This window comes from Paenibacillus lentus (genome assembly GCF_042714055.1).
GTDB lineage: Bacteria > Bacillota > Bacilli > Paenibacillales > Paenibacillaceae > Fontibacillus > Fontibacillus lentus_A.
Map to the genome: position 1 here is coordinate 82,437 of NZ_JBHGVC010000006.1, position 15,908 is coordinate 98,344.

Below are 15,908 nucleotides of genomic sequence, written 5' to 3' on the forward strand. Positions count from 1 at the left end.
ATCCACTGCAGGCTGGCAAGCAAAAAAATTAGAATGAAAGCCAGCAAAGGCACAGCAAGCCTTTTATTTTATATTTTCATAAAATAAATATCCGCCTTAATACGTCGGCCAGCCGTTGGAATCCCAGTTCAAATCGCTGATCAGCAGCTTCGGATTGCCGTTATCATTCCGATCATACGCATGCCTTGCAATCACATTGTTATATACGTGCTGTCCGCCCGGGCCGGCCCAACGCGTGTTGCCCGCATCGAATACCGTTCCTCCGCCATTCATCATGTCGACCCCGTTTTTATCCTTATACGGCCCCGTAATGCTGGTCGATCTTCCGACGACGATTTTGTAGTTACTGTTAGAGCCCTGACAGCAGTTATCGATGGAGGCGAACATGTAATAGTATCCGTTGCGATAAATGATGGACACGCCTTCGATGCCGTTGCTTCGTTTCGCGATTGAATAAAGGCTTCCCGTCGGTTTCATTGTATTTTTGTCCAGCTTAGTGATTTTGATGCCGCTGAACCAAGAGCCAAAGGCCAGCCATGGGTTGCCGGAAGCATCAATGATGAGGTTCGGATCGATGGCGTTGTAATCGACCGAAGGATCCGATTTAATGACAAGTCCGTCATCCCGCCAGCTGCCGGCCCCAACGCTCGTCGCTGAAGCCAGGCCGATCGCCGAAGTGTTCTTGCCAAAGGTGGAAATCGAGTAATACAGCCAGACTCTGCCGTTATACTGCTTAACATCCGGCGCCCATACATCATTATTAGTCATATTCGGCACATAGGTTGTCCACCAGGAACGCGGACTTAGGAAAATTTGGGGAACACGGTACCAATGAGTTCCGTTATCCGACCTCAGTACTTGAATGCCCGGCCCCGTCGAAAACGTATACCAGGACGAGCCTTCTTTAATGATGGACGGATCATGAACGGCGACATCGCCGGTCAAGTTCCAATGTGCCGCGAGTGCCGTACTCACGGCTGAACCAAGAATAGCCACGCTGCAAATGATCGACAAAAGCAATTTTCGATAACGCATTTGACATTCCTCCATTGGTTTTATTTGGAGAGAAGCATGATAGCGCTTTCCCACAACTACAATATACTAGAAAAGTAAAAATATTGGAATATTAAATTTAAAATGTTATATATTTTTATAAAATAGTCTTCGCAAAAAAAAGCAGCTATCCTAGAAAACTTCTGGGATAACTGCTTCTGAACGAGCTAGTATTGAACATAGATATAATTGCTTAAGCTGCCCATTCGACTTCATTTTTCACCGGGAAACAAAATAGCGACTATTATAAGCTCATTGTCCTGCTGTTGGAAGTATACTCTGAATTTCTTAATCACAATTCGACTGCCGGAAGCCGCCAGACAAGTGTACGAGCAACCATTATTGAAAATCCTCTACGGAAAACGACTTGAGGAAATTCGAAGTACTCATACCTTTGCCTTGTTTATAATCTTGCTGTTTGGAGAAGTTATCTTTTCCACATCATTCCACTCCAATCATTAACGATTTGACGAATATTTTGTAAATACTGTTATTCCTAAGTTAAGAAGTATTATAGCATACCAATCTGGCTCAAGTTGAAACAACCTTTCCATGAATCAAGGGTCAATGTTTCTATTCTAAATCCAAACAGATAGCTCCCTGTTCCCGTACATTGATAATGTAGGTGGAAGTGCCCATTGTGTCCTGGATGAACCGGGCATATTTCGTTGCTTCTTCGTTTGGAAGAATCGTCAGAATCACTCCGGCGAAGCCGCCGCCATGCACCCGGCAAGCACCTGTACCGATTGCTTTCAGATAAGATTCCGTGAGGGCCAGCGTGACTGTAATGCCTTGATGACGCACATCGGTTTCCTGATAGCAGTTCTGCAGCCATTTCCACGAGGAGTTCCCCGAATCCGTGATCAGCTCCAGAAATTGGTCTAATTGTCCAGCCTGCAAGGCTTCAACCTGGGCATCCACTCGGTCATTCTCTGCAAAAAAGTGCAGCGCCCGCAGCACCGCCCGATCCCCGCATTGCTCACGAAGGGAATTCAGGTTGCGGTAGATATCCTCCGGCGACAGATCGCGGCAGACCTCAGCGCCAAGCGCCTTTGCTATCGCATGCATTTCATTCGGCACCGCGGCGTAATCCTCCGTCAAATCGGCGTGATTGCCGCCTGTATTCACGATAACCAGGGAGTAGCCGCTGCTTTGGAAGTCGTAGTTCACCGGCTGAACAACAGGCTGCTCCGGATCGGCGAAATCGATTGTAATGAGACCGCCGTATGCACAGGCCATTTGATCGAGCAGACCGGAAGGCTTATTCCAGTATTTGTTTTCGGCATATTTCCCGATTTTGGACAAGGCGATGGCATCTAATTTTTCTTCATTATAGAATGTATTTAAAATACTGCCGATAAGCATTTCGAACGATGCGGATGAGCTTAATCCCGAAGCTGGAATAACATTGCTCGAAATATAAGCTTTGAAGCCTCCTGCAGCGTAGCCCATCTCTTTAAACCCGGACACGATTCCGCGAACCAACGACAAGGTAGCTGCCTCTTCCGCAACCGCCTCCTGCTGCGTAAGGTCAACGACGAATTTGCCCGGATACCCTTCCGATATGAAGGTGATGGTCGGCTCGTCCACTTTCACGGCTGCAGCGATGGTATCCATATTAATACTGCCCGCCAGCACTTTTCCATGGTTGTGATCCGTATGATTCCCGCCGATTTCACAGCGGCCAGGCGAGCTGAACAAGGCCAGCTCTCCATCTCCAAAATGCTCCTGAAAGGATTTGATCAATGTGCTGTAACGAGCCATTTGATCGGATAACTGCTCTTCCCCGTACATTTTGGACAGTAATGCCTTTGCCTTGCTGCTTTGAAGCTTTTCAATGGTTCGCTCTGCGTTATGCATATTGTTCCTCCTGTCTCCTACAACTCTTTCAATCGGCTAATCAATGTGATACGATACACTGGCTTAGCCGATACCTGGTGAAATACCGCCGTCTGTTCTCCTTCAAACAACTGCTCCACCGCCATCGAAGCATCGGCGGCAACATTCATGATCCCTTTGCGCAGCGGCGTCGTTTCCAAAACGATTTCTCCGCTTTGAATAGCCTCTTTGAAGCGCGACAAGCCGATCTCCCACGGAGCTCCATTATAGAAATGATCGTGAAACAGCCTGCCTTCCGAAAAAGCATAGCCGACGTTTCCCGTATAATCCACCTGAAGGAGAACATCCTCTACGTCCTCCAGTATACCTTGCCCCAGGGAAACCAGCATCTTATGATCATGGATGCGCTTAACTTCCATTTTAATCTGTTTTTCTGGAATTTGTATATGATAGGTTTCGAACCAGCCTTCCCGCGCTGCCGAAATCAGGCAGCCCTCTGTATCCCCCCTCCAGTGCGCCAACCCGTCTCCTTCATGCCTGTACTCTCGAAACGAAAATTCATGTGCGCCATAGCTAAAAAACTCCAACCCCTGCGTAGTACCGGCAAGCGGTGTTTCCGAAAACAGAATGCATCTCTTCCTTCCGCCTGCTGCTTCCGTCTCGACCTCCCACAGCATAGAGGCCTCTTGGGATGTCATCGCATAAATGCGGGTCTCGGTTCCGTCCGGACGGTGAATGCGAATCATGCCTGATGCAGTATGGGATATAACGATACAGTAGCTACCATCAGCATCCTGCCGTACGGTTCCGGCGTCTGTCTCGATGCTCCCTATGTCATCGGAATCCAGCATAAACTCTCCATCCATGCCCTCCGGCATCACAAAAAAATAGGTGCTCCGTCCCTCCGACTCCACTACCGTCACTGGCTGCGCCGTGGCATACCGAAGAAGCAGGCCAGACAGATCGAATTGAAACGGCAGCATAAAAGAAGCATTTCTGCGAACCGTCAATGAATTATTCTGCGGCAAAAGAAAATTGCCTAACGGCAAATGAATGGAGAACTGCACGTCTCGGTGCTCCTTCATCTCAACATGATCCTGATAGTTATTCACAAATACAAATCCGGATTTTCCATTCGTACGTACGGCGTAACGCAGTTTCTCCGTATTCTCTGGTGCAAGCTCGGCCGCTCCTTCGGGCAATACCGTAGACATTGGAGCAAGACGATCCCCAAAGGCTCTTAGGAAATAATGCAGCCAACGAAGCTGGTTATTCGATTCCCGGATTTGGCCGAATTCCCCGATGGGGGCCTGAAAATCATAGGTAATCCGCGGAGTCGTACTCTCGTTCAAATAGCCGCTATCCCCTACGGGATTCGTTCCTCCATGAAACATATAGTACCCGATAAAATTGCAGCCCCCCGCGATTTTCATCAAACTCATCGCAGATACGCTCTCCGGCTCTACTTGGAAACGGGACAAATACCAGGTCTGCATGCCCCCGCCCATTTCACAGCAGGCAAAAGGATATTTTTCCTTCGGGTAGGGCGGGGCAAATTCACCGGCAACTCCGGCATCATGATAGCTGTCGAATAAATATTCCCGGGTCGGCTGCTGCTTCGGGTTTTGCACGCTGATGCTCCAGGGCGTATAGGCATAGCCCCCGTAAAGCGGCAGCACCTCATCCTCCAGCACCGGAGCCCCTCCCCAGCCGGTACTTGTATAGATCGGTGTGTCCAGTCCCGCTTCAATTGCCAGCTCCTTCAGGCGCCGCATATGCCGGATCCCTTCACTGCCCCGGCTGCCTCCGCTCAAATACTCGTCCCCCTGCTTTGCGGTCATCTCCCAGAGAGCCGCCGCCGCATTAAGCTCATTCTCCAGCTGGATGCCAACGACGGGCCCGCCGTCCTTGAACATGAGACCCGACGCCTCCCGGCCGATTTCCGTATACAAACGGCGAACATATTGCAAATAGCCCTCGTCATTCGAGCGCACATCGAAGGTTCGGCCAAACAGCCAGTCCGGCAGACCGCCATTGCGCACCTCTCCATGACAAAATGGCCCGACGCGAAGAATTACATATAACCCGCTGTGCTGACATAGCTCAATGAATTTCCGCAAATTGCGGTTCCCCCGCCAATCGTATGCCCCTTCAATCTCCTCATGATGATTCCAAAAAATATATGTCGCGATAATATTGATGCCTGAAGCCTTCATTTTGTTAATTTCCGCTTCCCAATTGGCTTCGGGGTAGCGAGAATAATGAAATTCACCACAGATAGCAACATACGGCCTTCCATTCAGCTCCATATAATAATTGGTGAAGCTGATTTCATCACCAGCGGGATTTCTTCCTCCTAACCGCAAGGTTGAGGGGTATATTTCTTTGGGCAAAATATGGGCATCAATGGAGTGCTGCATCGTCAAAACTCCTCTCACAGGGACATTTTTGGAGAAAATCGTAGACTCTACGCTATACCTTGGCTGGAAAAACCTTTTGAATGAAGCAAAATTAGGATACTCGTCGGCTTATGCCGGACGTTTCAATACAACTACCCCATGAACAGGCAAAGCAAGATCTCCGCTCACAGCCCCACCTGTTTCCATATTCGTATATAGACGATCATCCAGCTTTACGCGCTGCTCCTTTCCGCTAAAGTTCATTATGAATACATAATCGGACTCACCATCCGTCCGAACCTGAGCGGTCACGCCAGCTGGAAGCTCTGTATGAATAACCCGCTCAACGCCGGCTACATCAACAACCTGCTTGTAAAACTCGCCAAGGAAATCGTCCTTCAGGCGCGTCGCCATATGATAGGCGCGGCCCTGACCAAGCCGGTTCACGGTCAGTGCCGGTCTGCCTGCATAGAAGCTGTCCGTATAGGTTCCCAGCACCTCGGCTCCTTCCGTATGAATCAGCTCGCAGATTTCATGGGATTCGAAGCTGCCGTTGAAGCCTAGTTCATTGCCCTCGGCCATCGCTATGCCGTTCCGGTCATGATCGTACAATCCCTCGATCTCTTCCGCCCAGATGCCAAGCGTCTTGCGCAGCGGTCCAGGGAACCCGCCAAGATGGCATAAATCATACTCGTTGACGATACCGGACCAGTACGTCGTAACCAAGGTTCCGCCGTTCTCGACGAACTTCTCCAGCTTCTGCCCGGTCTCCTCCCGGCACAGATACAACATCGGTGCCACAATCAGCTTATAACCGGCAAAATCATCCTCGGAGCCGATGATATCCGTCGGCACGCCCTGCTCCCAAATCGCGCGGTGATGAGCGATGACCGTCTCCTCGTAATGGATGCCCGAATTGCGCGGTCCCTGCGCATCCTCTACGGCCCAGCGATTATCCCAGTCAAAGAGAATCGCCGTCTTCGCCGGAGTCGGCGTGCCCGCAATTTCCGAAATATCGGCAAGCGTGCGTCCCAAATCCGCGACGTCCTTAAACACTCGTGTATGCTCATGCCCCACGTGATCCACGACTGCACCGTGGAACTTCTCGCTGGAGCCTCTGCTCTTGCGCCACTGGAAGTATTGCACCGAATCCGATCCGTGAGCAACCGCCTGCAGAGAGGATAGCTTATGCATGCCCGGCTGCTTCAGCTTGCTGACCGGCTGCCAGTTCGTCAGGCTCGGCGTGCTTTCCATCAATAGGAATGGCTTCTGCTGCAGCGAGCGGTACAGATCATGCCAGAACGAGATCGAAGCGCCCAGCTCGATATCATTTTTATAATCATGCCAGGTCGGATAGACATCCCAGGAAATAACGTCGAGAATTTTAGCTAATTTCCGGTAATCCAATCCATCGGTCATATGCATATTCGTCGTTGCAGGCAAATCAGGGTTCGCCGTCTTCACAGATTTAATTTCATGATCGCAGAAATCTGTCATTTGATCCGTCACGAAACGGCGCCAATCCAGATTTTGACCATGAACCATATTCTCTCCGTGAGGAGCAGGCGACTCGACTTGGCCCCAATCCGTATACGTATGAGCCCAGAAGGAAGTCCACCAGGCAAAGTTAAGCGCCTCAAGCGTGCCGTATTTCTCCTTCAGCCACTCCCGGAATGCCTCCTGGCAATAATCGCAATGGCAATCCCCACCGAGCTCGTTTGAGATATGCCAGCCGATGACGGCGGGATGATTGCCGTAGCGCTCCGCCAGCTTGCCGTTGATTATGGCTGTTTTCTCCCGGTAAACAGGCGATGTATAGCAGTGGTTATGTCGCATGCCGTGCAGATTGCGCACGCGATTCGCTTCTACCCGGAGCACCTCAGGATACTTCTCCGACATCCAGGCAGGACGCGCTCCGCTTGGCGTGGAAAGCCAGGCATAGATCCCGTTCTCCGCAAACGAATCCAACACCTTGTCCAGCCATTCAAACGTGAATACCCCTTCCGTCGGTTCAAGCGCGGCCCAAGAGAACATGCCAAGCGCCATAACATTGCAATTGGCAAGCTTCATCATGCGGATATCCTCTTCCAGCACCTTTGGATCATGCAGCCATTGATCCGGGTTATAGTCGGCTCCGTGCATGAGCACGGGGAGTCTATCACTGATTGGTGGAAATTTCTTCGTCATTGCTGTATCTCTCCTTATAAAATCGTCATATTCACTTATCTATCTTTGATAATAGACCAAAAACCGCTTATACTCATAGAACATATACATCTAAAAATCGTCCGATCTTAACATTGATCCTTTTTCCTAGCATCAGCTTTATGTGCAAACACATCGATTTCACCTATTTCCTAGTTACGGAGGTCAAATTCATTATGATGCCTTTTCTGCTGGCCGAATTCACCAATTTGGAAAAAATACTCCCGCTTTACGTCTACTGCGTCGGAAGCCATGAACAAAAGCATCTTGAGCGCCCAGAAGGTTATCCTGCGCATCAGTTGTTTTTGTCCAGAAGCGGTCAGGGCATCTTCCGCATTCAAGGCTGCGCCGATATCCTGTTGACTCCCGGTACGGCGCTGCTCCTTCCCGCTAACCTTCCGCACGCCTACTTTCCTTATGAATCAACGGAAAATTGGGATTTGGGCTTTGTTGCCTTTGATGGCAATTCGGCAAAATCGTTATTAGAGCAAATGAACCAGCTCGTGCTGACCGTTCTGCAGGTGCCGAACTTTGATCTGCTCTGGAGCCAGCTGGAATCCCTCTGGCAGCTGATCAGCCTGAACGGGGAACAGTCCTACTGGGAAGCATCCAAGCGGATCTACGGGATGACCATATCCCTGCTCGAAGGACAAACCAGCGACAAGAAGTCCCCGAAAGGCGTCACTTCATCAGGAAGTCCGCAGCCTGCCCTTCAAGCAGCGGTAAAGCTAATTCACGATCATTATAACGAAAGGCTATTGTTAACGAATGTGGCCCGGGCCGCTGGATATTCGCCCCAGCACTTTCACCGCCTATTCGTATCCAGCTATGGCATGACGCCGCAGCAGTACATTTTGCAGCTGCGCATGCGCAGGGCCACCCAGCTGCTTCAGGAGAATCCCGCCATGACCGTCGAAAGTGTGGCCGAGAAGCTGGGCATGGAAACGAGTTATTTTATTCGCATGTTCAAACGTACTTACGGCTTGACGCCCAAGAAATTCAAGGATCATGAGGGCTACTAATGGATAAAAAGCTGCCCCTAACAAAGCGTTTGGGACAGCTTGATTTTTTATCTCTGCCTATTGCTGCTCTGCCAAAAATGCATCAACCTGGCTCTGCATCTCGGCTTCCACCTTATCCATGCCCGCCGCCTGCAGCTGCTTAATCAGCTCTGCCTGACCTTTTTCAATATCCTGAATCAGGCCGTATTCCAGTGGAATCGCATAGCGCAGCATGACGTTACCGATGTTGGATACTTCGTTCTTCACCTTGCCGTCGTCAAAGACGAAGGTTTCCAGCGGGTAATGGTATACCTTCTCCTGCCACTGATTCAACATTTCATCGGCTTCCTTCGGATACGTTGTATCCGTACGGTTCAACAAGGAGTTCCAGCCCCAGTTCGAAAAGCCGGTATAGTTGGTAGAGCTTGCTCCTGGCGTCATTTGATCCTCGCCCACAGGCTCGTAATGCTTGCCGACAATGCCGTACATCGTCAGATCATGGATTTCCTTGTCGTTTTGAAGCAGATCGATCAGCATCAGCGCACGCTCCGGATTTTTGGAGGTCGCATGTATGGCCATGCCGTTCTGAGTTGAAACCGCAGCCGACTTCATTTTGTCCGGCGTCAGATCCACGACTGCCATCTCGTATTCCGGCTTATCCCGACGCGCTTCCGCCACGTTGAACGCAAGCGTACCCAGGTTTTGCGCACGGGATCCAATCTTGCCGGCCTTCATGTCCTGCCATACATCGTTTTTGTAGCTAATGACGTTTTTCGACCATGCGCCATGATCGATCAAATCTTTATAATATTTCAGCAATTCCATAAATTCAGGCGTATCATAAACATTAAATACTTTTCCGGTCGGGTCATCCATTTTGAAAGCGAAAGGAACGTTAGGATCGACGACCTTCCAGTTGTTTTGCTGCTCCAACAATACCTCGTCCAGCTCATGCCACTTCCAGCCATCGCCTGGTTTGGCACCGAACGCGCTAATTCCTTTTTCATTGGCAGCAATCGTTTTGAGATAAGCCGCATACGTTTCAGGGCTGTTCACCGGATCAAGATTGTATTTTTTTCGCAAATCCTCGCGAATTAATACGACTTTATCCACGACTTCATTACTGTTCTGCGGAACCATATACACTTTCCCGGATACCTTCGCCTGCTCCCACGCCGCCTTCGGGAGCGCCTCCCAAGTTTTCGGCGTGTATTTTGCCAGCATATCCTCCGTCAGCTCCAGAAAGCCGCCACGGATCGCTTGATCATTATAAAATGCCCAGTTCGCCGTATAGGCGATGTCAAAATCCTCGTTAGCTGCGAATTTCAACGGATATTTCTGCGTCCAGTCCGACCAATCCAGGAATTCCGCTTCCACGGTGGCGTTGATTTTTTCCTTCAGCAGCTTGTTTAACTCGCCAAAAACCTCTTCATAATCAACCGGCTTGCCACCGACGAGAAGCATTTTCAGTTTAACTTCCTTGGAGGTATCGATCGCATCTGCAGCCTCTGTGCTATTCGCTTCGCTATTTCCTTTTCCGGCGTTCGAGACGCCGCTGTTTTCTGCTGCATTCTTTCCTCCGCCACATGCGCTTAGCAGCGTCGCCAGTATCAGAAAAACAGCCAATAGAAGTGTTACCGTTTTTTTAGTCTGTTTCATGGCATTTCCCCCTAACAAAATAATGTAATCAGAGTAAAACTATTTATTGATAACCAGGTTTCCCTGAGGTCATCCTTTGACGGCTCCAATCGTCAGCCCTTGAACAAAAAAGCGTTGAATGAATGGATAAGCGATTAGTATAGGCCCCGTCGCCACGATGGTCATTGCCATTTTCAAGCTCTCCGTCGGAATATCGATGTTCATCGCTACACCGGATTCCATCATCGCCTTCCGCATTCCGTCCATATTGCCTAACAACCGGTAGAGATAGTACTGCAGCGGCATTAGATCAGACTTCGAAATAAAGAGCAAGGCGTGATACCAATCGTTCCAGTAGGCTAAAGCGATGAACAGGCCGATCGTCGCCAGCGCCGGCTTGGAGAGCGGAATAATCAGCTTCAGAAAAATCAGGAAGTCGCTGGCTCCATCGATTTTGGCCGATTCAGTTATGGCCTCCGGGATACTGCTCATGAACGATTTCATGACGATAATATAGAACACATTCATGAGCATCGGCACAATCAGCACGATCAAGGTATCCTTAAGCTGTAAATAGTTGACGATCATTAAATACCACGGAACGAGCCCGCCGCTGAATAAGGTCGTAAAAAAGAAGAAGAAGGAGAAGTGGTTGCGCCACTTGAAATCTTTTCTGGACAAAACGTAAGCCGTCATCGAGGTCAGGAATAGTCCGACCGCTGTTCCAATCAACGTCACGCTGATCGTCACCCCGTAAGCTTTGAGCATATCTGCGGGATACTTGAATAGAATGCTGTAAGCCTCCAAGGAAAATTGCGCCGGGATGATCTGGAAGCCTTGCTCGATAATCGTGCTTTCCTCGGTCAGCGAGGATGAGATGATGAGTATAAATGGAAATAGACAAAATAGCGCTAAAATCGTTAGTGTCGTATATCCGATCATCGAGAGCAGCAGGCGATCCGAAGTCTTCCTCTTGCCTCCCTGCGCTCGGATTTCAGGATCGAAATTGCCGGGATTTGCTGTTGTTGCACTCATAGCCTCAGGCCCCCCTTTCTAAAATAAAGCGCGATCCTTGTCATATTTACGCACCGCGTAATTGGCCAACAAAATTGTCGCGAATCCTAATATGGACTGATAGAATCCTGCCGCGGCAGACATGCCGATTTCATTGGAGGTTGTTAAGGAACGGAACACATAGGTGTCGATCACATCCGTGGACGAGAAGAGAAGACCGTTATTGCCGACCATGTTGTAGAACATGCCGAAGTCTCCGCGGAAGATGTTGCCGACTGCCAGCAGGAACAAAATGATGACGGTAGGCATGAGATTCGGCACGGTTATTTTCATAATCCGTTGAAAAATATTCGCCCCATCGATTTCCGCAGCCTCGTACATTTCGGTATCAATGCTGGTGATCGCCGCCAAATACATAATGGATCCGTATCCCAAAGCCTTCCACGCCGATACCACTATAAGGATAAGCGGCCAATAAGCAGCCGTATTATAAATATCGATAGGCCCAAGACCCATCGATCTTAGCAGAACGTTCAGGGTACCAACGTCGTAATTAAACAGGTTATACGCGATGGCCCCAACGACAACCCAGGAAATGAAGTAGGGCAGAAACAATACCGTCTGGGTCAACTTTCGGAACCATTTGCCTGCTGCTTCGAACAATAAAATCGCCGTAATGATTTGCAGCAGGTTGTTGACGATGATAAACGCGATATTATATAGTGCCGTATTGCGGGTTACACGCCAGGCATCTCCCGACTCTAAGAAAAATCGAAAATTGTCCAAGCCGTTCCACGGACTTCCGAATATTCCCCCTTGGTAGTTGAACTGCTTGAAGGCAAGAACGATGCCGGCCATAGGTACATAGGCAAACAGCAGGAAGAACAACACAGCGGGGACGAGCATAAGCAGCAGTGCTCTATATTTCTTAAGATCGCTGAAAAAACCGTGATTTCCCATGTCTACTCCCCTCTCGTAGTCTCTTTTAATCTCTAGGCATGCTTACTTTTTTATTATAAGGCGGCGCCTCTGGCATGAGGATTTAGGCAAACAACAAAAACTAATACTTATTCACCGATTCACAAAATAATCCAAGAAAAAGCCCCCGGTTTTTAAACCGAGGGCCATTCCATACTTTGATCTGATTCCGTTCCTGGGCTATATTTTGTTCTTTTTTCTGTACTCTCCAGGCGTCATTCCCAGGCTCGCCTTGAATTGCCTGTTGAAATAAATAATGTTCTTATAACCCATTCTGTCTGCAATCTCATATATTTTCAAAGTCGGGTCGCGCAAAAGCTCGCATATGCGGCCCATCTTGCACTCATTCAAATATTCGCTGAACAGCATCCCGGCTTCTTCCTTGAACAAATGTCCGAGATAATTCGGCGTAAAATCAAAATGATTCGCCACTTCCTTCAGGGTAATCTTCTTCTCCAAATTGTCCCCGACATATTTCATGATCTCATCGATCAATTTGCGCTTCTGCCGCTGCCGCTTTACGTACAGCTTCTCCGACAGTTCAAAGAATCTGCGCCTTAACCAAGAGAGGACATCGTGTACCGTCTCGAACTGAAACAAAACATCGGGCTGATGCGATTCCCACTCCAAAAGCTCGTACAAATTCTCGCTGCGCTGCAAAAGCTCCGCGTGCAGGCTCGAGGTAATGCGAATAATGAGCTCATATACATCCTTTTTGCTGGCCAGCGGCATGCCTTTGTACAACAGCTCAAGCAAGCAATCATCGATCACGACCAAATCGTATTCAATAATGGCTCTCAGCATCGCAGAGACGGTACCGTCGATTGGCGTCCCTGGGGTGCCTTGTCTGGAAGGCTCCATCGTGTCGCGCAGCAGACGATTTTTGCCGAGCAGCCATTTCGCGCTTAACGCTGCCTGGGCCTGTTGAAAGGATTCATATAAACCTTGGGCGCTGCTGGCATATTTTCCTACACCGATCGTAACCGTAAAAGCCGTCGTCCGTGCGACTTCATGGATCAGATCGTTTAACCGCTTCAGAAAAAGCTCCTCAGGCGCCGCAGACAAAATAATCAAACGGGATTGCCGAGCAATAATCAAGGTTCCCAGCTCCGTGTTCATCGCTAACGATTTAATCATCTGCACGATGGCCCGGATCTCGATACGCCGGATTTCCTCGGATAAATCTCTCAGCTTCCACTCCAAGTCATCGACCTCAATCAGCGCCGCTGCGGAACCGTCTAATAATATCGGATCAAGAATGCCCTTCAAATGCGACTCTCCGTAGCCTGAATCGCCATGCTCGAGCCAGTGAAGCAGCAGTTCCTCGCTGACGAGCGACAACGTTTCGGAATAGGTGCGCGCCTGCTCCTTCTCTTCCTCCACTTCTTCGCAAATCTTAGTTAATAAAGTATATAATTCCTTGTCCTCGACGGGCTTTAACAAATAGTCGCTAGCACTGATTTCAATCGCTTCCCGGGCATAATTGAAATCCTCGTGGCCGCTGATAAAAACGACCTTAACCTGGGGATTAACCGCCTTGGCTTTACGCGCAAATTCGGTTCCCGTCATAATCGGCATCCTGATATCCGAGAGGATCAAGTCAATCCGCTGCTCCTCCATCACCTTAAGGGCCAGGAAGCCGCTGTTTGCCGTACCGGCTACATGAATATCCAGCCCGCTGGCCAGCACCCTGCGGCGGAGCCATTCCAAATCTACGGCCTCATCGTCAACCAGCAATACATTTACGCTCATATTACGTAAACTCCTCTCTAAGAAGCGATCCTATCGAACTACGAACATATCAAACCTGTTCCGAGCCTAAAAATAAGTTGCCTCCAGCAATTCATCCGAATCGCTGGGGTTTCCCCCATCTATCGGCAGGAGAAGGCGAACCGTCGTCCCTGCCCCATAGATACTGGCGATATAGACGCCATAGGTTTCTCCATATCTCAGCTTGATGCGTTCATCTACATTTTTCACGCCGTACCCTCCGGCCTGGCTGGGCCCTGTCATCAACTGTTTGACCTGTTCGGGGCGCATCCCCAGCCCGTTGTCGATGATTTTCAGCTCAATGTCATTTGAGATGCGCTTGCCCGTAATCCGGATGGCGATGGTTTCCCCAAACCAGGCATGTTTGAAAATGTTCTCGACGAAAGGCTGCAAAATCAGCTTAATAACTTGATAGTCCATAATCTCGGGCTCGACCTCGACATACACTGCAAACGTGTCTGCATATTTTACACGCTGAATCTCCAGGTATGTTTCGACTTGCTCCAGCTCCTTTTTCAAATGGATGTGCACATTTCCTTGATTCAGCGTTAGCCTATAGAAACGGGAGAGGCCTTGAACCATCTCCGTTACTTTGCTGATTTCCCCCAGATTCGCCAGACTGTTAATCGTCGATAGAGTGTTATATAGAAAGTGAGGATTGATTTGCGCCTGCAGCGCTTCCAGCTCGGCCTGCTTTTTCTGAACCCCTTGCCAATATACGCTGTCAATCAATTCTTGAATATTCATCGCCATCATATTGAATGCATCGGCAATCCGCACGAACTCATCATTGCCGGAGAAGCGGATACGCTTCTGGAAGTTCCCTTCTTGAAACGAACGGACAAGCATGACGATCCGGGTCATTTTTCTGCCGCTGAGCCTAGCTACCATAAATCCGATCAAGGTCATCACGATAAAGCTGATGGCGCATACGCCCAGAATAACTCTCTGAAGCTTTCCGGCGTCTTTCGTTAAATATGCCTCAGGCACGAGTGTTTCGATGGCAAAATCAGTTCCCGGAATAATTTCGTGCAAACTTAAATAGGAATCTCTGCTGCCTTTCTGCTGTCCTCGTCCCGCCTGTTTCGCTTGACCTTTCTGCTCTGCTTGCCCCACTTGTCCCACCTGTTCCGCTTGCCCGCGTTGATATATCCGCTCCCCCGTCACCTGATGGATTAACCGAACCGTAATGCCTTCTTCCACCGGAAAGGTAGCGAAGTTGGCGAACAAGTCATCCAGGGAGACGGTAATTCGTACAAAACCGATGATCGCCCCGTAATCGCTGTATGAGACGAGCTTGCGAATATGGGAAATGTTATCCAGTTTTTTATCGGTATCGATTTGAATCCAGATGTTATCAAGATCCGAATCCTTGTAGGATTTGTACCAATTGGTAAATTCAATGTCGCTGAAAGGCAGGATATAATAATCGCTTTGCTTGATCGGCTGTTCCAGATTGTCGCCAGTTATAATGATCATGTCGCTATTGGGCGTATACAGCATAAAACGGATATTGTTGCCGAACAGCTGCAGCGGCGAAACGATTTGGGGGATGACCTCGTCCATCATCGTCAAATACATGTCCAGCGGCTCTCCTTTTTTCTGCAGCGCTCTTTGAAAAGCCTCACTGCCGAACAGCGTATCCGACATGCGCTGGATTTCATCCATCTGATACTGGATACTGTCCCTGGCCTGCTCCATGCCCGTACGAATATTCGTTTCGGCCATTTCCGTCCGCGATTCCGTCAGCATGGTATAAGAAATATAACCAATGAGCACGTCCGTCAGCAAAACGAGCAGCAAATAAGGGATCATCATCTTGTAAGTGAACGGCATGTAACGCTTCTTCATGTTGGACATCGCTATGGACTTCCCCTTTAATCATTTTGATCTGGTCTATTTATCTTTATCGTGATCACCTATGCTCTATTGAATATCAGTTTAACAGGAAATTAAAAAAAGACACCGTGATTTCTCGAATCCCCGAGCTCACAATGCCTATGCATGCCAC

Annotated in this window: 10 protein-coding genes; 1 reads left to right on the forward strand and 9 read right to left on the reverse strand. The window is 49.1% G+C overall.

Features of this window, described 5'->3' with window-relative positions; all coding sequences use genetic code 11:
* Window positions 1-96: 96 nt before the first annotated feature.
* From ACE3MQ_RS15610 to ACE3MQ_RS15625, 4 genes are all read right to left on the reverse strand, one after another.
* The gene (locus tag ACE3MQ_RS15610) at window positions 97-1,035 is read right to left on the reverse strand and encodes a glycoside hydrolase family 43 protein (RefSeq protein WP_379394242.1); all 939 of its coding nucleotides are present in this window, start codon (window positions 1,033-1,035) and stop codon (window positions 97-99) included.
* A gap of 591 nt (window positions 1,036-1,626) precedes the next feature.
* Entirely contained in the window at window positions 1,627-2,913 is a 1,287-nt protein-coding gene (locus ACE3MQ_RS15615) for a galactokinase (RefSeq protein WP_379394244.1), read from the reverse strand.
* Window positions 2,914-2,930: 17 nt separating this feature from the next.
* Window positions 2,931-5,312, reverse strand: coding sequence for a beta-galactosidase (locus ACE3MQ_RS15620; RefSeq protein ID WP_379394246.1), 2,382 nt, complete (start codon window positions 5,310-5,312; stop codon window positions 2,931-2,933).
* A gap of 108 nt (window positions 5,313-5,420) precedes the next feature.
* Window positions 5,421-7,478: a beta-galactosidase gene (locus ACE3MQ_RS15625; RefSeq protein ID WP_379394248.1), complete on the reverse strand. Its 2,058-nt coding sequence runs from the start codon at window positions 7,476-7,478 to the stop codon at window positions 5,421-5,423.
* Window positions 7,479-7,672: 194 nt separating this feature from the next.
* Here ACE3MQ_RS15625 and ACE3MQ_RS15630 point away from each other — a divergent pair, with 194 nt between their 5' ends.
* Window positions 7,673-8,518 carry an AraC family transcriptional regulator gene (locus tag ACE3MQ_RS15630; protein ID WP_379394250.1) on the forward strand — a complete coding sequence of 282 codons (846 nt, stop codon included), beginning with the start codon at window positions 7,673-7,675 and terminating at the stop codon, window positions 8,516-8,518.
* Between the two features lie 57 nt (window positions 8,519-8,575).
* On the opposite strand, the gene ACE3MQ_RS15635 is transcribed toward ACE3MQ_RS15630, so the two are convergent.
* The 5 genes from ACE3MQ_RS15635 to ACE3MQ_RS15655 all read right to left on the reverse strand — a co-directional run bounded on the left by ACE3MQ_RS15635 (window position 8,576) and on the right by ACE3MQ_RS15655 (window position 15,757).
* Window positions 8,576-10,156 carry an ABC transporter substrate-binding protein gene (locus tag ACE3MQ_RS15635; RefSeq protein WP_379394252.1) on the reverse strand — a complete coding sequence of 527 codons (1,581 nt, stop codon included), beginning with the start codon at window positions 10,154-10,156 and terminating at the stop codon, window positions 8,576-8,578.
* Window positions 10,157-10,225: 69 nt separating this feature from the next.
* Window positions 10,226-11,077 (reverse strand): carbohydrate ABC transporter permease, encoded by an 852-nt coding sequence (locus tag ACE3MQ_RS15640; RefSeq protein WP_379394583.1) that lies wholly within the window; start codon window positions 11,075-11,077, stop codon window positions 10,226-10,228.
* A gap of 111 nt (window positions 11,078-11,188) precedes the next feature.
* Window positions 11,189-12,109 (reverse strand): ABC transporter permease, encoded by a 921-nt coding sequence (locus ACE3MQ_RS15645; protein WP_379394254.1) that lies wholly within the window; start codon window positions 12,107-12,109, stop codon window positions 11,189-11,191.
* Between the two features lie 198 nt (window positions 12,110-12,307).
* Complete coding sequence (locus ACE3MQ_RS15650) at window positions 12,308-13,879, reverse strand: response regulator (protein ID WP_379394256.1); 1,572 nt, start codon at window positions 13,877-13,879, stop codon at window positions 12,308-12,310.
* A 66-nt stretch (window positions 13,880-13,945) separates the two neighbouring features.
* The gene (locus ACE3MQ_RS15655) at window positions 13,946-15,757 is read right to left on the reverse strand and encodes a sensor histidine kinase (protein WP_379394258.1); all 1,812 of its coding nucleotides are present in this window, start codon (window positions 15,755-15,757) and stop codon (window positions 13,946-13,948) included.
* Window positions 15,758-15,908 lie beyond the last annotated feature (151 nt).